19 protein-coding genes are annotated in these 20,198 nt (G+C 51.2%); 12 read left to right on the top strand and 7 right to left on the bottom strand.

Translation table 11 applies throughout. The annotated features are described in order from the left end of the window. Window positions 1-90: 90 nt before the first annotated feature. Window positions 91-1,254 (bottom strand): methionine adenosyltransferase, encoded by a 1,164-nt coding sequence (metK, locus tag METH5_RS0107565; protein ID WP_029147939.1) that lies wholly within the window; start codon window positions 1,252-1,254, stop codon window positions 91-93. 166 nt (window positions 1,255-1,420) lie between these two features. Here metK and dapF point away from each other — a divergent pair, with 166 nt between their 5' ends. The 9 genes from dapF to METH5_RS0107515 all read left to right on the top strand — a co-directional run bounded on the left by dapF (window position 1,421) and on the right by METH5_RS0107515 (window position 8,434). Continuing rightward, complete coding sequence (dapF, locus tag METH5_RS0107560) at window positions 1,421-2,251, top strand: diaminopimelate epimerase (RefSeq protein WP_029147938.1); 831 nt, start codon at window positions 1,421-1,423, stop codon at window positions 2,249-2,251. Between the two features lie 18 nt (window positions 2,252-2,269). Further along, the gene (locus tag METH5_RS0107555) at window positions 2,270-2,923 is read left to right on the top strand and encodes a DUF484 family protein (RefSeq protein WP_029147937.1); all 654 of its coding nucleotides are present in this window, start codon (window positions 2,270-2,272) and stop codon (window positions 2,921-2,923) included. Between the two features lie 201 nt (window positions 2,924-3,124). After that, a complete protein-coding gene (gene xerC, locus METH5_RS0107550) occupies window positions 3,125-4,006 on the top strand; it encodes a tyrosine recombinase XerC (protein ID WP_029147936.1) in 882 nt (293 codons plus the stop codon). A gap of 169 nt (window positions 4,007-4,175) precedes the next feature. Further along, entirely contained in the window at window positions 4,176-4,760 is a 585-nt protein-coding gene (locus METH5_RS0107545; protein ID WP_029147935.1) for a superoxide dismutase, read from the top strand. Window positions 4,761-4,939: 179 nt separating this feature from the next. Beyond that, on the top strand, window positions 4,940-5,536 hold the full coding sequence (locus METH5_RS0107535; RefSeq protein ID WP_029147934.1) for a TetR/AcrR family transcriptional regulator: 597 nt from the start codon (window positions 4,940-4,942) through the stop codon (window positions 5,534-5,536). Between the two features lie 84 nt (window positions 5,537-5,620). After that, window positions 5,621-6,622: an NADP-dependent oxidoreductase gene (locus METH5_RS0107530; protein WP_029147933.1), complete on the top strand. Its 1,002-nt coding sequence runs from the start codon at window positions 5,621-5,623 to the stop codon at window positions 6,620-6,622. 44 nt (window positions 6,623-6,666) lie between these two features. Next, window positions 6,667-7,494, top strand: a complete 828-nt coding sequence (locus METH5_RS0107525) for an oxidoreductase (protein WP_029147932.1) — start codon at window positions 6,667-6,669, stop codon at window positions 7,492-7,494. Window positions 7,495-7,509: 15 nt separating this feature from the next. Further along, window positions 7,510-7,893 carry a hypothetical protein gene (locus METH5_RS0107520; protein ID WP_029147931.1) on the top strand — a complete coding sequence of 128 codons (384 nt, stop codon included), beginning with the start codon at window positions 7,510-7,512 and terminating at the stop codon, window positions 7,891-7,893. Between the two features lie 88 nt (window positions 7,894-7,981). Further along, window positions 7,982-8,434 (top strand): YiiD C-terminal domain-containing protein, encoded by a 453-nt coding sequence (locus METH5_RS0107515; protein ID WP_029147930.1) that lies wholly within the window; start codon window positions 7,982-7,984, stop codon window positions 8,432-8,434. A 32-nt stretch (window positions 8,435-8,466) separates the two neighbouring features. On the opposite strand, the gene METH5_RS0107510 is transcribed toward METH5_RS0107515, so the two are convergent. Further along, window positions 8,467-12,180 (bottom strand): EAL domain-containing protein, encoded by a 3,714-nt coding sequence (locus METH5_RS0107510; RefSeq protein ID WP_029147929.1) that lies wholly within the window; start codon window positions 12,178-12,180, stop codon window positions 8,467-8,469. A 187-nt stretch (window positions 12,181-12,367) separates the two neighbouring features. After that, a complete protein-coding gene (locus METH5_RS0107505; RefSeq protein ID WP_232410984.1) occupies window positions 12,368-13,576 on the bottom strand; it encodes a CynX/NimT family MFS transporter in 1,209 nt (402 codons plus the stop codon). Window positions 13,577-13,774: 198 nt separating this feature from the next. On the opposite strand from METH5_RS0107505, the gene xth reads away from it, so the two are divergent. Then, complete coding sequence (gene xth / locus METH5_RS0107500) at window positions 13,775-14,545, top strand: exodeoxyribonuclease III (RefSeq protein ID WP_029147927.1); 771 nt, start codon at window positions 13,775-13,777, stop codon at window positions 14,543-14,545. Between the two features lie 3 nt (window positions 14,546-14,548). Here the strand turns inward: xth and METH5_RS0107495 are convergent, their stop codons facing one another. From METH5_RS0107495 to METH5_RS0107485, 3 genes are read right to left on the bottom strand one after another with little or no spacing between them, the layout of a single operon-like run. Further along, complete coding sequence (locus METH5_RS0107495) at window positions 14,549-15,499, bottom strand: hypothetical protein (RefSeq protein WP_029147926.1); 951 nt, start codon at window positions 15,497-15,499, stop codon at window positions 14,549-14,551. A gap of 22 nt (window positions 15,500-15,521) precedes the next feature. After that, the gene (locus tag METH5_RS0107490; protein WP_029147925.1) at window positions 15,522-15,944 is read right to left on the bottom strand and encodes a DNA polymerase III subunit chi; all 423 of its coding nucleotides are present in this window, start codon (window positions 15,942-15,944) and stop codon (window positions 15,522-15,524) included. Between the two features lie 7 nt (window positions 15,945-15,951). Next, entirely contained in the window at window positions 15,952-17,433 is a 1,482-nt protein-coding gene (locus tag METH5_RS0107485; RefSeq protein ID WP_029147924.1) for a leucyl aminopeptidase, read from the bottom strand. A gap of 88 nt (window positions 17,434-17,521) precedes the next feature. On the opposite strand from METH5_RS0107485, the gene lptF reads away from it, so the two are divergent. Then, a complete protein-coding gene (gene lptF / locus METH5_RS0107480; protein WP_029147923.1) occupies window positions 17,522-18,625 on the top strand; it encodes an LPS export ABC transporter permease LptF in 1,104 nt (367 codons plus the stop codon). Window positions 18,626-18,628: 3 nt separating this feature from the next. Beyond that, entirely contained in the window at window positions 18,629-19,723 is a 1,095-nt protein-coding gene (lptG, locus tag METH5_RS0107475; protein ID WP_036307706.1) for an LPS export ABC transporter permease LptG, read from the top strand. Window positions 19,724-19,740: 17 nt separating this feature from the next. Here lptG and METH5_RS0107470 read toward each other — a convergent pair whose 3' ends face one another. Then, a complete protein-coding gene (locus METH5_RS0107470) occupies window positions 19,741-20,148 on the bottom strand; it encodes an RDD family protein (protein WP_029147921.1) in 408 nt (135 codons plus the stop codon). Between the last annotated feature and the right edge of the window lie 50 nt (window positions 20,149-20,198).

Genomic DNA, 20,198 nt, shown 5'->3' with positions numbered 1-20,198 from the left:
CGGAAAAAAATTGAAAAAAAAGAGGGCTAAAAGCCCTCTTTAAAATTACTTTTATATGCATGTATTAACATGCATGATGATCAGCCAGATTTACAGACCTGCGGCAGCACGCAACGCGGCAGCTTTATCAGTCGCTTCCCAGCTAAACTCTGGCTCATCACGACCAAAGTGACCATACGCTGCCGTTTTGGTATAAATCGGGCGTAACAGATCCAGCATCTTAACAATGCCTTTAGGGCGCAAATCAAAATGCTCACGCACCAACTGTGTCAGACGCTCGTCTGAAATCTTGCCCGTGCCATACGTTTCTACCATGATAGACGTTGGCTGTGCCACGCCAATCGCATAGCTGACCTGCACCAGGCACTTGTCAGCCAACCCGGCAGCTACAATGTTTTTTGCCACGTAGCGACCAGCATAGGCCGCTGAGCGGTCAACCTTGGAAGGGTCTTTGCCAGAGAATGCGCCACCACCATGCGGTGCTGCACCACCGTAAGTATCCACAATAATCTTGCGGCCAGTGAGGCCACAATCACCTTGCGGGCCACCGATCACAAAACGGCCGGTCGGGTTGACCAGGTATTTGATCTCGCCTTTAATCAACTCGGCTGGCAGTGTCGGCTTGATGATTTCTTCAATCACCGCTTCACGAATCGCGTCCAGCGTCATTTCTGGCGCATGTTGCGTAGAAACCAGCACGGTATCAATGCTGTGCGGTTTGCCATCCACATAACGGATAGTCACTTGTGACTTGGCATCCGGGCGTAACCATGGCAAACGGCCATCTTTACGCAATTGTGACTGGCGCTCCATCACGCGATGGCTGAGCCAGATCGGCAATGGCATTAATTGCGGGGTTTCATTCACAGCATAGCCAAACATCAGGCCCTGGTCTCCGGCACCTTGATCCAGCGGATCATCATTGGCGTTATCCACACCTTGTGCAATATCAGGTGACTGCTTGTCGTAAGCCACCAGTACAGCGCAACCTTTGTAGTCGATGCCGTAATCAGTGTTGTCGTAACCAATGCGCTTGATGGCGTCACGTGCGACTTTAATGTAATCGACATTGGCCGTGGTGGTAATTTCACCCGCCAATACAATCAGGCCGGTGTTGGCCAGGGTTTCTGCGGCCACGCGTGCAGTTGGGTCTTGTTCAAGAATTGCATCCAGAATGCTATCAGACACCTGATCAGCTAATTTGTCGGGATGGCCTTCGGAAACCGATTCCGAAGTAAAAAGATATTCACTCATGTTTGACGCCTTGAAAAGTAATCGAGTTAATAAATGGCACTGACTAAAGGCTGAAGCCAGCACCCAAATTGGAGAACAAAGATTTTACCCGAGTTTATTTCTGCTAAGGAATAAATCTTCGTGCCAAGGATGCCTTCAACGGCACGATAGAGTATTATCTTGAGCTATGAAATTACGATTTACCAAAATGCAGGGCGCAGGCAATGATTTTGTTGTGATTGATGCCACGCAACAGCCTGTACACCTCTCTCACAGCCAAATCCAGCATATTGCCAACCGTTATTTTGGCGTTGGGTGCGACCAGTTACTGATGGTTGAATCAACCAATACCGCTGGGGTTGATTTTCGTTACCGCATATTTAACGCCGATGGTGGTGAAGTGGAACAATGCGGCAACGGGGCACGTTGTTTTGTGCGCTTTGTGGTTGAAAAAGGCCTCACACACAAACGTGACATCAAGGTTGAGACCGCCAGCGGCGTGATCTCGCTGATGCTACAAGAGGACGGCCAAGTCACGGTCAATATGGGCGCACCGCGCTTTACACCGGCACAGATTCCTTTTGAGGCTGAAACACAGTCTACCGTTTACGAGCTACCGCTCAAAGACGAGACGGTGACCATTAGCGCGGTCTCAATGGGCAACCCGCATGCCGTGATGCTGGTCGACAACGTGCATACGGCTGAAGTCGCCAGCCTGGGGCCACAAATTGAATCTCACGCGCGGTTTCCGCAGCGCGTGAATGCAGGCTTTATGCAGGTGCTTAACGAGCATGAAATTAATCTGCGCGTGTATGAGCGTGGCAGCGGTGAAACCCTGGCCTGCGGCACAGGGGCCTGCGCGGCGGCAGTGAGCGGCATTCAGCTCGGCACCTTGCAAAGCCCGGTGAAAGTGCATACCCGTGGCGGCATTTTAACCATTCAATGGGCGGGTGCTGACGCACCAGTCATGATGACCGGGCCAGCAGACATTGTATTTGACGGCGAAATAGAGATTTAGAGAGACCAGAGCAGCAGCATGGAAGACAGTATTAACGAAAACGATATCAAGCATTACCTCAAGGCGCATCCCGACTTTTTTGAAAGTCATGCCCACTTGCTGGCTGAGCTATTTTTGCCCAGCCCGCATGGCAAAGGCACTATTTCACTGCCCGAACGCCAGCAAATTGCCCAGCGCGATAAAATTCGTGTGCTTGAGTCACGCTTTACCGAGCTGATTTTAACGGCAGAAGAAAATGAAGCCACGGCAAATAAAGTGCACGAGCTCACCCTGGGCTTATTATTCGCCAAAGATGTTGCGGCATTGCATACCCATCTGGTGGCGTTTCTTGCCGCGCATTTTCAGCTACCCAACGCGCAACTAAAATTATGGGTCAACGACAGCCACGCAGCGGATGACTTGTTTATAGAAGCAGAAGACTCGCTGAAAAACTGGGCCAAAGACTTGAGCCAACCCTATTGTGGCACCTTGCCCACCATGGATATCGCCGGCTGGTTTACCGACACCCCGGCCTCACTGGCCGTGATTCCCATGCGCTACCAAGACATCACCTTCGGCCTGATGGCGATCCCTAGTGAGCAACGCAGCCGTTTTTATGCTGGCATGGGCACCTTGTTCCTCAACCGGATTGGAGAACTGGTCAGCGCATCACTGGCCAGATATATCATATGAAAGCCCCCGCTGAGGTTTCCGCCAAGAGGGATATTCTTGCGGCAACTGTCAGCGTAGATCAAACATGGCTGCGCGGCCAAATTGCTGCGTTGCGCGGTACTAGGAGTCCTCATGTACTTAAATGTACATTCCGGCTCCTGTGTTCCGTGCGCCTTGCACTTCCTGCCGCTCGCGCATGTTTGGAGCATCGGGTATTTCACCATGCATGAACTGCTGGATGACTACCTCGACTTTCTGCATTTTGAGCGCGGCTTGAGCGAGCACACGCGCAACAACTATCAGCGCGATATTGAGCGCTTGCTGCAGCAACATGCAGCCGACCTGCAAACACTCACCCCACAAGACATTCGTCGCCAAATCGCCAGTTTAAATAGCCAGGGCCTGCATGGCCGTAGCATCGCGCGCATATTGTCGAGCTGGCGCGGGTTTTATCGCTATCTAGTGTTACACAAAAGCTTCCCGGCCAACCCGGTGATCGGCTTGCGCGCACCTAAAGCACCAAAAACATTACCGCACGCATTGTCGATAGAGCAAACGATCAAACTGGTAGAGATTGAAGGCGACGAGCCGATAACGGTGCGTGACCGTGCCATATTAGAACTGTTTTATTCCTCAGGCTTGCGTCTGAGCGAATTGGTTGGCCTCAATCTGGATCGCCTGGACTTGCAAGAAGGCCTGATTACCGTCATAGGCAAAGGCAACAAAACCCGCATGGTGCCTCTGGGCAGCAAAGCTGTTGCCGCGCTCAAAGACTGGTTAGCCATTCGCACACTCTGGCTCCTCAAGCGTCCGACAGAAATGGCCGTGTTTGTCAGCCAGCAAGCACGTCGCATCCATGGCCGCACCGTGCAAACGCGCATCAACCACTGGGTCACCAAACAAGGTCTGCATAACCATGTGCACCCGCACATGCTGCGCCACAGCTTTGCCAGCCATGTGTTACAAAGTAGCGGCGATTTACGTGCCGTGCAAGAAATGCTGGGGCATGCCAACATCAGCACCACACAAGTGTACACCCACCTCGACTTTCAACATTTGAGCAAAATTTACGACGCCGCACACCCGCGTGCACGCAAAAAATAAAGAATCTATCAAACAAGTTAACGCGCACAAGGTTTTGCAAGATGCCAAAATATGGCAAAATGGCCCTGCTAAATTGGTAAACCTTTGCCAGTCTCGTGACTCTAATGTCATCTCGTCTTAGCTTACAAAAGCAGGCTTATATTTAACAAACCTAAAAAAAGGAACCTCCATGGAACACACCTTACCAGCGTTGCCATTTGCAAAAAATGCATTGGCACCACACATGTCAGAAGAAACATTTGACTATCACTACAGCAAGCACCATCAGGCATATGTGACCAACCTCAACAACCTGATCAAAGGCACCGAGTTTGAAAATGCTGCGTTAGAAGACATCATTAAAAAGTCTTCTGCTGGCATCTACAACAACTCAGCCCAGGTTTGGAACCACACTTTTTTCTGGAACTGCCTGTCTCCAAACGGTGGCGGCGAACCAACCGGAGCATTGGCAGCAGCTATCAATGCCAAATGGGGTTCTTATGAAGAGTTTAAAAAAGCTTTTCAAGCTTCAGCCGTGGGTAACTTTGGTTCCGGCTGGACCTGGCTGGTGAAAAAAGCTGACGGCGCTGTGGATATCGTCAACATGGGCGCCGCTGGCACCCCACTCACCACTGGCGACACCGCAGTGTTGACGATTGATGTATGGGAACACGCTTACTACATCGACCACCGCAATGCGCGTCCTAAGTTTGTCGAAACGTTCCTGAACCATCTGGTGAACTGGGAATTTGCAGCGAAGAATTTTGCGGCTTAATACTGCTCAGTAGCAGCAAACCTGTCATGCTTTAAGGCCTCTAATCACTATTTTAGAGGCCTTTCTTATTGCACCTCCGGATAACCTTATCCTGGCCACGGCCCCCTTCTCCCCCCTCAATAGCATTTGAACCATCATTCGCCTTTAATATATGACGACCATCATATATAATGCAAAACATGAGCAATCAGTCTGTGAAAAAAAATAAGGCCACGCGCAAAGAAATGAGCCATGCGCGCATTTTAGAAACGGCTGCCAAGGCAATACGTAGAAGTGGCTACAGCGGCACCGGTGTCGCCGATATTATGAAAGAGGCTGGTCTGACACATGGCGGGTTTTATGCGCATTTTGCCTCTAGGGATGAAATGCTGGCTGAAGCTGCAAGCCTGGCTGGTGCAGAAACGATCGCCATTGTCGAACAAGTTTTCGCCAAAACGCCACGAGAGCAACGCTTGTGGGCATTGATGAATGCGTATTTATCCAATGAACACATTGCAAATATAGACATGGGATGTTCTTTCGCCGCACTGGGTTCTGAAATGCATAGGCAAGCACCTGAAGTCAGGGCTGCTTCTACTCAACGAATCAAGGAAATGATTAATTTAATCGAAGGTCAATTACCTCATGCCAGTCAATCTGATGCCTATGCTGAAGCACTTCTGATGGTATCCACGATGGTTGGTACGCTTATGCTGGCGCGTGCGGTGGATGATGCTGAACTAGCTGAGGCCTTTCGACAAGCGGCACTTCAACACTATGCACCGCAACATAGTTGAAATAGTGACAGCAGGTTTTTTTTGGCCAAAAATATGATGGTCATCATATAAAATAAAAACGAACCATCATAAAAGGACAACACGATGAGAGCACTTATCCTGAAACGCTACGGCAAATCCGATCAACTGGCATTTACTGACATTGCAAAGCCCGCCATACACCCTGATGAAATATTGGTTCAGGTGCATGCGGCAGGCTTAAATCCAATTGACTATATGATTCCCAAGGGGGCATTCAAGCCGATACTTAAATTCAAGCCCCCTGCGGTGATGGGCAGCGACCTGGCTGGGGTTGTGGTGGAGGTCGGGAGCCGTGTGACCCGCTTTAAAACGGGGGATGCGGTATATGCCAGCATATTTGATTTAGGCACGGGATCCCTCGCTGAATATGCTGCTGTTCCTGAAAGCGCTGCGGCCATCAAACCAGAAACGCTAAATTTCATCCAGGCTGCTTCGATCCCCATGGTGGGACTCACTGCCTGGCAAGCACTTAAAGAACGCGCGCATATTCAGCCCGGACAGCAGGCATTCATACCGGCTGGTTCCGGTGGGATCGGCACATTCGCGATCCAGCTAGCCAAATACCTGGGTGCCAAAGTGGCAACGACGACGAGCACAAGCAATGTGGCACTCGTGCGACATCTGGGTGCAGATGAAGTTATTGATTACAAAACGCAGGCCTTCGAAAAATTACTACATGGTTACGATGTGGTGTTAGGGACAGTAAAAGGCGATAGCATTGAAAAGTCACTGCAAATTCTCAAACCCGACAGCCAGGTGATCTCGTTAATTGGCCCGCCAGACGCGGCTTTTGCCCGCAAAAGAGGCATGGGGATGTTAATGAAACTGATCTTTGGCTTAATCAGCCACAAAATCATCAGGCTCGCCAAAAAGCGCGACATTGAATACAGCTTTATGTTCGTGCATCCAGATGGCCAGCAACTGTCTGAAATCGGTAAATTGCTTGACGCTGGGCATATTCAGCCCGTGGTGGACCAGGTCTTTTCGTTCGACAAAACCATAGAGGCTCTCGCTTATTTGGAGACTGGCCGAGCCAAGGGAAAAGTAGTTGTTAGTTTGATTTAAAGCTAGCTTTGACCATTTTTTAGTATCAACCAAGGAGAGATAGCATGCACAGTAAAGTGGCGATTGTGACGGGGGCTTCATCGGGAATCGGCGCAGCGACGGCAGAGATGCTGGCTGACGCGGGTTATAAAGTATACGGGACCAGTCGCAAAGGGGCGCCGTCTCACCTGCGCGCTTACAAAATGATTGCTTTAGATGTGAATAGTGAGGCCTCTATAGACGCGGCCTTGAAGGAAGTGATACAGACTGAAGGCCGCATTGATCTGGTGGTGAATAACGCCGGGTTTGGCGTCGCAGCGGGCGGTGCTGAAGAGAGTTCGGTTGAGCAGGCAAAAAGTATTTTTGAAACCAATTTTTTTGGCGTTGTGCGTGTGATACGCGCCGTTGTCCCTTACATGCGGCAACAAGGACAAGGGCGCATCATCAATATAGGCTCCATTCTTGGTTTAATCCCGGCACCCTACATGGCGACTTATGCGGCGAGCAAACACGCGATTGAAGGCTACTCAGAATCGCTAGACCATGAACTGCGCACCAGGGGAATCCGCGTATCAGTGATTGAACCTGCTTATACTAAAACCAATTTTGAAGCGAATGCCCCAGAACTAGACGCCAAGATTGAAGCCTATGATGTTGCCAGGAAAGCACTGGCGAAGATCTTAAAATCGGCAGTAGAAGGCGGGGATGATCCTAAAGTCGTTGCTAAAGTGGTATTGAAAGCAGCGAATGCCAAGCAGCCTAAAATGCGATACACAGCGGGGAAATTAGCCTGCCGATTAAGCTTTTTACGGAGATTTGCACCTGCAGCATTGGTTGATAAAGGGATTCGTCAAGAAATGAAGTTAGACATACTCGACAAAATAGCTGACTAAAGACAGGCCTTGATCATGCATGTATCTTTTCACTTTCTGGCACTATGCACGGCGGCTTTATTTCTGCTACTCGCCCTCACCTGGATGTTTGCCCCCACCAGACTTCTGGCCGCGTGGGGCGTCGGCTTTTCAGAGACGGCGGGACTGGTCGGCAGAAGAGCGGCGGCGCTTTATACAGGGATCGCCTTGATGTTTTTTCTGGCGAGAAATGCAGCGCCATCCGCCACCCGCGATGCCCTCATTTATGGGCTAATAGTTACGTGCATGATACTGGCTTTATTGGGGATTGATGCGTTTGCAAAAGGCAGGGCAAACAAGGGGATGCTGACTGCGGTTTTAATAGAGATCGCGTTATGCCTGTTGTTTTTACTGCCTATGTCTTTAAGCGACCTCATATAAGCTCTCAGCATCAGGTCAAGACATAGCGCTTCCCTTGAAACAGATTTACTATCGGCAAATCTATGTAGACATGTATAAGGAAAGCTCAATGACCATACTTGAAGCGACATTTGAACAGAAACTGTTTGAGCTGATCCCGCAAACCCGGAATCTGGGTATCCATATCACACACATCGGGGATAACGAACTGCAAGTAAGTGGCTCGTATGCGCGCAATAAAAACCATCTGGATATTGTGTTTGGTGGCAGCATTGCCGCCATTTCGATCACGACTGCCTGGTCATTACTGCAGCACAAAATACAGCAGACCGGGCTCACAGGTAGCCTGGTGATCAAGCAGCAGGAAATCAAATTTCTGCTACCGGTGCATAGCGATTTTGAGTGTGTTTCTACCTTGCAATCCGCCGAGGACTGGCCATTATTTCTGGAAAACTATCGCCAGCGTGGACGTGCCAAGCTGATCGTGAATGCGCAGATTTTATGCGACGCCAGAATCACCTCGACTTTTCAGGGAGTGTTTGTGTTGTACCAACCGAGCTGAGAGGTTTCACACCACACTTATTTGCCCTGCATTTACATGGCCTGCAATACAGCTTTGCCTTTGGCGGGCTGCTGCGACTGCGCAACCCAGGCTTCAAACACGTCTAGCGCCAGTGGCCTGGTGAAATAATAGCCCTGAAAGATTTCGCAGCCCAGGTCTTTGAGGACATTGAGCTGCGCTTCGGTTTCAACGCCTTCGGCAAGAATCTCCAGTTTGAGGCTTTGCGCCAGCGAAATAATGGCGTTGACGATGCTTTCATGATCGTGACCGTTGAGCATATCGCGCACAAAAGACTGATCAATTTTTAACTGGTCAAACGGCAGGCGCTTTAAGTAAGACAATGAAGAATAACCGGTGCCAAAGTCATCCAGTGAGAAGCAAACGCCCAGTTGTCTGAGTGCCGCCATTTTGGCGATGATGTCTTCGACGTTGTCCACCAGCATACTTTCGGTCAGCTCTAGCTTGAGGTGACCGGGGTGGATGCCAGACTCGGCCAGCATTTGCTGCACATCTGCCACAAAGTTAGGTTGCAAATACTGCTTGGGGCTGACATTCACCGAGAGCACCAGATGGCGCAATGACGGCTGACTGGCCCAGCGCTGCAACCAATAGCAAGCCTCTTGCAACACCCATTGCCCCAAAGCAACAATCTGGCCGGTGCTTTCGGCCAGGCTGATAAATTGCCCAGGCATGATGAGCCCTCTAACAGGATGTTGCCAACGCACGAGTGCTTCGGCACCCACGATCTCATGCCGTTGGTTGTATTGCGGCTGAACATGCAAAATAAACTCTTGTTTTTCAATGGCGGCATGCAAATCTGTTTCGAGCGCGACCCGTTGACGCAACTCGGTTTCCATTTGCGTATCAAAAAACTGATAGCCATTTCTGCCCGCTTCTTTGGCTTTATACATTGCCATGTCCGCTCGGCGCAACAACTCGTCCGTTTGGCTCATATGCTCGGGGTCAAACAGCACGACGCCGATACTAGGCGTGGTGTAGTGCTGATAATGCTTGAGGTTAAACGGTTTTTTAAAGGCCGCTAAAATCTTTTCGCACACGCGCCTGGCCTGCTTTTCGGCTTGCGCCGCCTCATGGTGCAAGCTGTCTAGCACAACCACAAATTCGTCACCACCCAGGCGGCTCACGGTATCAAAGCGTCGCACTGACTGTTTGATGCGCTTGGCCACTTCGACCAGCAAGGCATCGCCGACATCGTGGCCGTGCGTATCATTGAGGGTTTTAAAATTGTCGATATCGATAAACAGCAACGCGCCACCGGTTTCTTTGCGCATGGCTTTGCGCACATGCAAAGCCAGTTTTTCCTGTAACAGCATGCGGTTAGGCAGGCCGGTCATGGTGTCGTAATAAGCCAGTTGGCGAATTTGCGCATCCGCTTGTTTGCGTTCGCTAATATCCCTGAGCACCGCGACCCATTGCGTGACCACACCGCCTTTATCCAGCAACGGTAGCGCATCCATTTCCAGTGAAATACCTACGCCGTCCTCATTCACCGTCACCACCTCGGTTTTAACCGGGCGCATGTGCTGGAAGGCTTCTTTCATCCGCTCCAATTCACGCCCGGGTGTCGCTTCCTGAAACAGCTCAAAGGGGGAGATGCCACCTAGCACGTCGATTGAGCGGCCAGTAATACGGGTAAAGGCATCGTTTAAAAACACGATTTTTTGCTGCATGGGCGCATGCACTGGCGACTCGGTAATCATCACAATGTCATTGAGCCTGGAGATGCCACTGCGCAACAAATGCAGTTGTTCGTCTGATTGCTCGCGTTCAATGGCCAGCCCGAGAATTTGGGCGTAGCTATCGATAAAATCTTGTTCAGCCGCTTGCGGGTGATGCCGCTGCTGCCGATACATGGCTAGCACACCCAGCACACGATGGCTGCGCGACAAAATCGGCATGGTCCAGCAGGACTGCAAACCATGTGCCATCGCCAGTCCACGACATTGCTGCCACAAAGGATGCGTACTGATGTCTTCAGCGATGACCCGCCCCTCAGTCAGCGCAGCAATACCGCCAACCCCCGGTTCGATATCATTAATGGCCTGGGCATACGCGGCAGGTAACCTGGCTGAAGCGATACGACGCAAATGCTGTTCATCTTTATCGAGTAGCAGCATCGCGCAACTCGCCTCTGGAAACTGTTCTTCGATTAACAAGACAGCAGTATGCAAAATTGCTGGCAACGCGACATCAGCCAGCATCATGGCCTGCATTCTATCCTGCCCCTGTTTGATGGCCGCGAGTTGTTTGTGCGCAGTAATGTCTTGTAATGAGCCTTGCAGTTTGACGATCTTGCCTTCGCTATCACGCACTGGCCGCCCCATGGCACGCACCCAGAAACGGCGACCATTGGCAGTGATCTTTTCCATCTCCAGGTCATAGGGCATCCCCTCATCGACACACTGTCGAATCGCGCTACACATCAGTGCCTGATATTCAGGCACAAACATGCTCAAGCCCTCCTCAACTGTCGGCGAGTAGCCTGGTGGCATCTCATGCAACATGGCCACTTCGTCTGACCAGTGAATCAGGTTGGTCTTCAGGTCTATCACCCAACCACCGATTTTCGCCACACTGCCAGCTACCTTGAGCAAGTATTCAGCCTGTGTCCGTCGGTCAATTTCTTTTTGCAAGGCCTGCGTACGGTGCACCACTTGCCGCCTGATCTGCAAGTTCCACAGAAAAGTGACGCCCAGTACCAGCAACAATATGGCGACGCCACGCGTGAACCACAGCATATATGGCCGCTTGACCAGCACATCCCCTTGATAGACAAACCCTTTCAGGTTGTATTGCGCCGGGATCAACCCGAGATCGGCAAAAGTACCGGCAATCGCATCCCAGCGATCTTCATTCATGTGCCCCCACGGCACAACTTCTGATAACACATAAGGCACCATTAAACTGGCCTCTTGCATCAGCGTTTGTTTGGTAATGCCGCGCTTGGAAACCCCAGGCATACTGGCAATCTGTTCGCCCATAGACTCTTTGTGATTAAAAGCGTATACCCAGCCTTTTTTGGTGGCGCGCAAAAAAGCCTCCACGCGCGCAGGGTGCATGGACAGTTCACGTTCAGTCGTGAATAAAATATCACCGTAAAAATCTACGCCATAGCCCTGATTGCTGATGATAGCGGGCGAGTAACCCATTTGCTGCAATTGCACAGGTTCATCCATGGCATAGGCCGAAATCACATCCACCTTGCCCTCTATCAAATCCTGCAAGCGCCAGCTATGCGGCAGAATCGTCATCTGGCGGATATCAAGGTGCTGTTTGAGTAACATGGCTTTAAACTGCAAGCCCCCCTGATCACCAGACATCATGATACGTTTGCCGATCAAGTCTTCTGGCTGATAAATGCCGCTTTCATTCAAGCTGAGCAATACGTAGGGGGAATGCTGAAAAACGGCAGCGAGTGCCACCACTGGTTTACCTGAAATACGAGAGACCAGAATCTCGGAATCACCGATTGAATAATCTGCCTGCCCGGATAACACTTGTTGCAAAGGCGGCAGGTTTTTACTACCTTCAATTATCTCAACATCCAGGCCTTCATCGCGGTAATAGCCCTGTTGCTGGGCCGCATAATATCCGGCAAACTGAAACTGGTGATGCCATTTGAGTTGTAGCTTGATATGCTCAGACGCCACCGTCACAGTCGCAAACGTCAGGCAAACCAATGCCAGCAGCCATTTGCATAATGTAAGAGTCAATCCGCGCTTCATGGGTATCCGAACAACGTCAAAGAAATATGGGATTGGTCACTAACAACCAATCTCATCCAATGGTGTTTATACCGCACGATGGGCAGATCACATCATGCAAACAAACCAGAATTTATAGCTGTATCAATCGAATTGACGACTATGCTCCTTAAGCCGCCGCAGACGCGCCTCAAAACAGCCCCGGTGATTAATCGCCATGCGCTGAAACCGGGCCAGGTTTGAGTGTTAATGCAAGCAACAGCATCAGGCAAGAGACCAGGCACAAGAGTCGAAACGCACTCTCGAAGTGACCACTCACATCACGGATATAGCCGACAATAAAAGGACCGCAAGCGGCGATCAAATAACCAATTGTTAACACGAAAGCATTCCAGCGATTAGCAGCATCCGAGGTGTCTGTATGGTCTAGTGGCAAGGTCATTGCCAGCGTAAACGCACCGCCCAGGCCCACAGCCGTGAGCGGCACCCACAGCCATGGCGAGGCGCCGGGGGTTGCCATTCCGGCCAGGCCGATGGTAGACAACAAGGCACAGCCGGCAAGCCAGCCGCGCCGATCGGCTTGCCGGCTATACAACCCGACCACCGGGCTCGCCAACATAAAGCAAAAAGTAAAACTGGCAAGTACTGCACCAGCTTCGGCGGCTGGCATGCCGCTTTCCTGATACCTGGCCGCAGTCCAGGTGAGAATGGCATAAAACAAAAAATTAACGCAGGCAAAAAATAGCGCAATCAGCCAGGCCACTGGCGTGCGTAGCGGCAGGCGTGATGCAGCTGCAGAAAGCACCTTTGGCTGAGCCGGAACCGTTTTTTTCATTGCCTGCCACCAGGCAACGATGGCGATGACGCCTAAGGCAGCCCAGACACCGGTCGCCACCTGCCAACCTGCCATTTGTACCATCCAGCCAGTCAACCCGGCCGACAAGGTACTCCCCAACGACAGTGCCGTGGCATAAATGCCCATCATTAACGCGGCACGCTGGGCAAAACTGGCTTTAACGATGCCAGCAAACATGGCGCCAGCCACGGCAATGCCAACACCGACACCAACAGTGGAGCCAATTAAGACACCACTGCTCGCGGAGTAAGTACGGACTAACATCGACACGCTGAGCACACTTAAAGCCGCCATCAGCACTTTATTCACACCAAACCGGCGCACCAGCCACGGTGTCGGCAAGGCCAATGCACCCATTAATACATCCGGTATCGCCGTCATCAGCGAGGCCATGGCATGACTTAACTGAAAACGGTCTATGATGGCAGGTAACGCGGGCCCCATCGACACGATGCCAGGCCTTAAGGCGATCGCCACCAGCACAATCGCCACGACCAGCCTCCACTCGCTGCCAGAAAACCCGGCCCAACGCCCTTGTTGCTGCACTCGCTTGCCCTTCATGGCATCCCCTGTAAACATTCACTATACAAACCACACTGTAGCGGGGAGTCTCTGATTGCAAAATACGCCATTTGTCTGATACGGGCTGGTGATGCCACACGCATTGCGCCCATCGCCAGCGACTGGGAGTCGTGTAAAATGCGCGAGCATCGCTGGCGTATTGTGCGCGCCCGCAACCATTTTTTGTGGAGAATAGTGTTGAAACTGGCTACCTGGAACGTCAACTCCCTGACTGTGCGCTTGCCGCATGTGCTGGACTGGCTGGCTGCCAACCAGCCAGATGTGTTATGCCTGCAGGAAACCAAGCAGGAGGATAGCAAGTTCCCTTATGCAGCGTTGCAAGAGGCGGGCTTTAATGCAGTACATAATGGCCAGAAAACCTACAATGGCGTGGCGATTATCAGCCCGCATGCACTGAATGATGTGCATGTTGACCTGCCCAATTTTGTCGACGAACAAAAACGCATCATTGCGGCGACCATACAAGGCGTGCGCGTCATTTGTGCGTATGTGGTGAATGGTCAGGCAGTAGATTCAGACAAATATCAATACAAACTCAACTGGCTGGCTGCATTACAGAACTGGGTTACAGACGAGTTAAAGCAACACGAAAAACTCGCATTGCTGGGTGACTACAATATTGCGCCTGATGATAGAGACTGCCATGACCCAGTGGCCTGGCAAGGCCAGGTGCTGGTGAGTGCCCCCGAGCGGGAAGCGTTGCAACGATTATTAGCCTTGGGATTACACGATAGCTTTCGCCTGTTTAACGAGGAAGCCGGGCAGTTTAGCTGGTGGGATTACCGCATGGCCGGCTTTCGCCGCAACATGGGCATGCGTATAGACCATATTTTAGTCAGTGAGGCCTTAAAGCCGTTATGCCAAAGCTGCGTGATAGACAAGGCACCGCGCAAACTGGAACGCCCAAGCGACCACACACCGGTCATGCTCACGCTGGCAAACGGATAAGCTTTAAACCGTAGGCATCACAAACTTGATGCCTTGCAATACTTCGAGAATGCGTGACTTGAGGCGTTTGTTCAACTCGGCCTCCATCTCCTGCAATTGCGCCGCAACGACCGTTGCCACCTCCGCGGCGATTTTTTCTTGCAAGGCGGGCTCAGAGGCAGCCAGCTCAGTCTGCATATTCTGTTTAAACTCGGCCATTTGCGCCGCGTTTAACTCGGTAAACACCTGTTGCAAAGACGCTTTGTAATCATCTACCAGCGTCGATGCCGCCAAGGCCTGGCTGTCAGACAACGTTTGCTTATTAGTTTCTTGCAACTGTTGCAAATGCTCGGTCAAGCCTTGTTCAAGCTGCTCGCGCAAAGACTGCAAGCGACTTTCCATTTGTGCTTGTTGCGCGTCAACCAGGGGCGATAAAGTTTCTCCCAACCACTGGTTGCCAGCTTTATCGACGGTGTCACGGACTGCCTGCTCTGTGCTGGCCAGCAACTGCTGCTGTGTTTCACTTAACTGCGACAGCTTGCCTTCAATGGCCTGCAATTGCAGCTGAACCGTGTTTTCCAGCGTGCCCGTAAACGCTTGCTCACTGGCTTGCATCTGTGTTTGCTGCGCGTCAGTCACACGGCCAACATGCTCTTCAAATGTCTGCAACTGCTGTTTGCTGACATGGCCCATTGCCTCACGAAAAGCCTGCTCTATCGCCTGAATACTGTCACCCACTTGCGACTGCGCCTTGGCCAACACCTCTTGTTGCAGCGTATTTGCATAGTCAGCAAGTGATTGCTGCCCGGCAGCGAGCGTACCTGGACTCTTCTCGGCCAGTTGTGCTGTCACCAATTGGGCGATTTCCGGTAACAACGCCTGTTTAAGCTGTGCCACCAGCTCGTCCATCTCAATAGCAGGTACAGACGCTTTTTGAACGACTTTGGTTAATACCGGAATTTCTGAAATATCCACACTATCTCCCTTGCAAGGCTTGTTATTGCGTTTGCTTATTCATGTGCTGAATTTCGTAACCGCGATCACGATAAAACGCCCAACGTTGCCGCCCGGCCACCTTGTCGGCCTCTTCGGTGCCGATCAACTCGAATACATGGCGAAAACGACTAAAAAACTTAGGCAGACTTGCCTGACAATTAAACAGCAAATCATCCTGGCGAATCTGCTCCGGCAGCCAGGCCAATTGCACCGGCGTCAGGGCGGCATTTGCCGCGTCTGCCAGTGCATTTGGTACAAAGCTCTCTACCGCTTGTTGCCATAGAGTGTCTCCCATGGCCTGCGCCTGGTCACGATCAGACACAAAAATCGTCACACTGCGTTGACGCGCCAACGCCTGGCTCACCAGTTGCTGTACCATCGCTGACGGGTCAGTGACATCAGTGTAAAAACGGATTTTGGTCATAAAGCGTTTATTTGGCAGCCTGTTCCAGCAAGTAAGTCACCAGCAATGGCACCGGGCGGCCAGTACCGCCTTTGTCCTTGCCAGACTTCCAGGCGGTGCCGGCGATGTCCAGATGCGCCCAGTCATACTTTTTGGCAAAGCGTGACAAGAAACACGCGGCGGTAATACTGCCTGCGGCACGCCCGCCGATATTGGCGATATCGGCGAAATTACTGTCAAGCTGGCCTTGATAGTCATCCCATAATGGCATTTGCCAGGCTCTATCATTGGCCTGCTCACCCGCTGCCAGCAATGCTTTTGCCAACGCGTCGTTATTGGCAAACAAGCCACTGACATGATGGCCCAGCGCAATCACACACGCGCCGGTCAAGGTGGCAATATCAATCACTGCGGCTGGTTCAAAACGCTCGGCATAAGTCAGCGCGTCACATAAAATCAAGCGGCCTTCGGCGTCAGTATTCAATACTTCAATGGTCTGGCCAGACATGCTGGTTAACACGTCGCCCGGCTTGGTCGCGCGGCCACTTGGCATGTTTTCGCAAGTAGGGATCAAGCCCACCACGTTCAGCGGTAACTTTAATTCGCCCAGGGCTTTAAACACCCCTAGCACCGAAGCAGCACCGCACATGTCATACTTCATTTCATCCATGTCGGCGCCCGGTTTGAGTGAAATGCCGCCGGTATCAAACGTGATGCCCTTACCCACCAGCACTACCGGTTTTTGCGACTTTTTGCCATGCAAATGCTGTAACACAATAAAGCGTGGCGGCTCGTCGCTACCGCGGGTCACGCCCAAAAAAGAGCCCATATTGAGTTTTTCAATCGCGGCTTGATCCAGCACCTCAACCTTAAAGCCATATTCTTTGGCCAGTTTTTCGGCCTGCTTGCCCAGATAGCTTGGCGTGCAAATATTAGGTGGCAAATTGCCGAGGTCTTTAGCCAGCGCAACGCCCTGGCCTAAACTGCTGCCCTGACTCACCCCTTCCGTGACAGCCGCATGGTGCTCTTTTTCTGCCAGCAGCAGCACTTCTGTTAAGGCATGCGGCTCAACAGACTTCTCTTTGACTGCATTCACCTTATAAGTCGCATCCAGCGCCACCTCAGCCAAGGCGGAGGCGGCTTGTTGCAGTGTCGTTTTTTTAATGCCCAGGCCGGCAAAATCGGTAGCAATACTCTCTACGCCTGCTGGCAATGCCTTAATTGCCGCACGAAAACTGTTACGCAAGCTTTTCAGGCTTGCTTCGTCGGCTTTACCCAAGCCCACCAGCATCACTCTGGACGCACTCACGCCAGCAAGCTGACGCAACAGCACAGTGCTGCCAGTTTTACCTTCCATATCGCCAGATTTCAGCACCGCTGAAATGGCTTTTTCGCTTACAACATCCAGTGATTTCGCCAAATCCGTCAGTTTTCGGCCTTCATAAATGCCAACCAGCAAGCAATCCGTACGCAATTTTTCCGGGGCAGCGCTTTTTATGCTAAATTCCATCTTTATCCTTTGTGATGCCATGCAATTTGCCTGAGTAATGGTTGTATTATCTAGTGTTTTATGCTGATTTCAAAGCGGTGCATCTAAATTGAAAATTTTCAAACGTGCATTGTCCGCAGAGCTGATGTCCTCAGCGTCTGCCATTTTCCTGATTATCCTCGGTATTGTGGTGGCACAACGCGCCGGTAATATCGTGCGCCAAGTCTCTAAAGGCATTTTGCCCAACGACGCCATCGGCACTATCCTGACCTTTAGCTTGGTGCAGTTCATGCCAATGATGCTGTCGCTCGCCATTTTTCTGGCAGTCTTGCTGACGTTGACCCGCTGGCACCGCGATTCCGAAATGGTGATCTGGATGAACGCAGGGCTTAGCCTGCGCCAATGGGTGCAACCCATTTTGCGCTTTATTTCACCGATTGTGATCATCATTAGCGTATTCAGCCTGCTCATCATGCCCTGGGCCAATGAAAAGGCGGACAACTACCGTGCACAACTGAAAAAACGTGACGAATTGTCGTCTATCAGCCCGGGCACATTTAAAGAGTCAAATAACGGTGACCGCATCTACTTTATCGAAAGCTTCGATAAGCTGGGTTACGAAGTCAAAAATATCTTTGTGCAATCCAAACAAAATGGCAAAACCGGTATTATCACGGCCAACAGCGGCAGTCGCTACAAAGCAGCCAACGGCGATAATTTTTTGCGTATGGAACACGGCAGACGCTATGAAATCACGCCCAATACGCTAGAAGTCATGACCACCGAGTTTGAGCGTTACGACATCCGGGTTGAGATCAAGGAAGCCGCCCCAGCATCCAGCACGGCACAAGCCAGGTCTACCCAGTCATTAATCAGTGGGGCAACCAAGGCCGACCATGCCGAGCTGCACTGGCGGTTGGCCATCCCGATTTCAACCATTGTCATGGTACTGCTCGCCATCCCGCTCAGCTTTGTTGATCCACGCGCCGGGCGTTCGCTCAACATCATGTTTGCCATCCTGATATTCATCATCTACAACAACATGCTAAGCATTTTTCAGGCCTGGATTACACAAGGAAAAATATCCATTTTGATTGGTCTATGGCCAGTCCATCTTGTGTTTGTTCTGCTTGGCTGGTATCTCTACCACCGTCGCAAATACCTCAAACCACTCATTCCAGATTGGTTTAAACGTCGAACCAAGCGTGCATAAACCATGACGCTGACTATTCTAAATCGCTATTTCTGGAAAGAAATCAGTTTCAACATCATGTTGGTGTTGTTGGGCCTGCTCGCCATGTTTTCTTTCTTTGACCTGTTACAAGAGCTAGACAGCCTCGGGCGCGGGCACTACGGCATCAATAGCATGCTGATTTATGTCGGGCTCAGCATTCCCGGACACATTTATGAAGTAGCGCCAGTGGCCGTGCTATTAGGCATTGTCTACACCCTGGGAGCAATGGCCTCCAGCTCAGAGCTGATTGTGATGCGCACCAGCGGCATTTCACTGCAAATGATCGCTAAAATGCTGTTAAGCATTGGGCTGGTGTTTGCACTGGTCACCTTTTTAATTGGCGAAGTCATTGCGCCTATCAGTGAAAAAATGGCGCAGCGCATCCGTATTCAGGCCACAGATTCTGTGGTCGCGCAGGACTTTCAATCTGGCTTGTGGATCAAAGATGGCAGCAGTTTTGTCAATGTCAGCACCGTGATGCCAGACACCAGCCTGGTCGATATTCGTATTTACGACTTTGATGCACAGTTTCGCCTGCGCAATGTGAGCCATGCTGACAAAGGCTATTTTGAAGATGATCACTGGGTACTGTCGAATGTGACACAAACCAAAATGCACACCAGCAAAGCTGCCCAAAACAATTCGGTTACCTCGCAATTTTTCAAGCAGACCAAGTGGGAATCATTGATTCGACCCGAACTGCTCAATGTCTTGCTTGTGCTTCCAGAGAAAATGTCGGCCTGGAACCTCTATAGCTTTATCCAATACCTGCATCAAAACGGGCAGCGCAGCACTCGCTACCAGGTCGCCCTCTGGTCCAAACTGGTCTACCCGCTAGCCTGCCTGGTCATGGTGGTGCTAGCATTGCCGTTTGGCTTTTTACAGCAACGCGCGGGCGGCATCAGTGCCAAAATTTTTGCCGGTATCTTTTTGGGGGTGGTCTATCAAATCATGAACCGCGTGTTTGTACACCTGGGTGTGCTTAATGACTGGTCACCCCTGGTGAGTGCCATCAGCCCAACGCTATTATTTTTAGCGGCCGGACTCGGCATGCTCTATTACGTCGAACGCCGTTAACATCGCCGCTTAACACCCTACTGATGCGGCAATATAATGATGCGTGAACCCAACAGGCGATCATGCAAAAACTGTTGCTCACTATCCAGCAACGCCCACCATAAAGTGAGCCCAGCCGGCAACAGCAACACCCCTGCCAGTACATAACGCAACACCGCTTGCTGGCGATTCAGCAACTGCCCATGCTGATCAACCACTTTCAATTTCCAGGTCTGGCTCGCCAGCGTTTGCCCGCTTAACACCCAGCAGCGCACAAAATAAGCGCCCATTGCCAGCCACAACAAGGCCTGCAAACCCAGCCTTTTCCAGCCGTGGCTTGCGTCCCCTATCAGCATGACGTACGCTGCAGTCAAGGCCAGCGCTAACGCCACCATCAACAAGGCCTCGTAGACCACCGCCAGATACCGTTTAATTAAATGCTTCATTTGTCATCCAGATAACAAAAACCCCGCAATTGCGGGGTCAGGCAGAAAAA

The sequence above is a fragment of the Methylophilus sp. 5 genome (genome assembly GCF_000515275.1).
Lineage (GTDB): Bacteria > Pseudomonadota > Gammaproteobacteria > Burkholderiales > Methylophilaceae > Methylophilus.
Note: the sequence above shows the minus strand (reverse complement) of the source record. Positions and strands in the feature narration are given on the sequence as shown.

What these genes read in the sequence shown, in the direction of transcription:
- metK (WP_029147939.1), bottom strand. Translation starts at nt 1,254, where the DNA reads ATGAGTGAATATCTTTTTACTTCGGAATCGGTTTCCGAAGGCCATCCC.
- dapF (WP_029147938.1), top strand. Translation starts at nt 1,421, where the DNA reads ATGAAATTACGATTTACCAAAATGCAGGGCGCAGGCAATGATTTTGTT.
- METH5_RS0107555 (WP_029147937.1), top strand. Translation starts at nt 2,270, where the DNA reads ATGGAAGACAGTATTAACGAAAACGATATCAAGCATTACCTCAAGGCG.
- xerC (WP_029147936.1), top strand. Translation starts at nt 3,125, where the DNA reads ATGCATGAACTGCTGGATGACTACCTCGACTTTCTGCATTTTGAGCGC.
- METH5_RS0107545 (WP_029147935.1), top strand. Translation starts at nt 4,176, where the DNA reads ATGGAACACACCTTACCAGCGTTGCCATTTGCAAAAAATGCATTGGCA.
- METH5_RS0107535 (WP_029147934.1), top strand. Translation starts at nt 4,940, where the DNA reads ATGAGCAATCAGTCTGTGAAAAAAAATAAGGCCACGCGCAAAGAAATG.
- METH5_RS0107530 (WP_029147933.1), top strand. Translation starts at nt 5,621, where the DNA reads ATGAGAGCACTTATCCTGAAACGCTACGGCAAATCCGATCAACTGGCA.
- METH5_RS0107525 (WP_029147932.1), top strand. Translation starts at nt 6,667, where the DNA reads ATGCACAGTAAAGTGGCGATTGTGACGGGGGCTTCATCGGGAATCGGC.
- METH5_RS0107520 (WP_029147931.1), top strand. Translation starts at nt 7,510, where the DNA reads ATGCATGTATCTTTTCACTTTCTGGCACTATGCACGGCGGCTTTATTT.
- METH5_RS0107515 (WP_029147930.1), top strand. Translation starts at nt 7,982, where the DNA reads ATGACCATACTTGAAGCGACATTTGAACAGAAACTGTTTGAGCTGATC.
- METH5_RS0107510 (WP_029147929.1), bottom strand. Translation starts at nt 12,180, where the DNA reads ATGAAGCGCGGATTGACTCTTACATTATGCAAATGGCTGCTGGCATTG.
- METH5_RS0107505 (WP_232410984.1), bottom strand. Translation starts at nt 13,576, where the DNA reads ATGAAGGGCAAGCGAGTGCAGCAACAAGGGCGTTGGGCCGGGTTTTCT.
- METH5_RS0107490 (WP_029147925.1), bottom strand. Translation starts at nt 15,944, where the DNA reads ATGACCAAAATCCGTTTTTACACTGATGTCACTGACCCGTCAGCGATG.
- METH5_RS0107485 (WP_029147924.1), bottom strand. Translation starts at nt 17,433, where the DNA reads ATGGAATTTAGCATAAAAAGCGCTGCCCCGGAAAAATTGCGTACGGAT.
- lptG (WP_036307706.1), top strand. Translation starts at nt 18,629, where the DNA reads ATGACGCTGACTATTCTAAATCGCTATTTCTGGAAAGAAATCAGTTTC.
- METH5_RS0107470 (WP_029147921.1), bottom strand. Translation starts at nt 20,148, where the DNA reads ATGAAGCATTTAATTAAACGGTATCTGGCGGTGGTCTACGAGGCCTTG.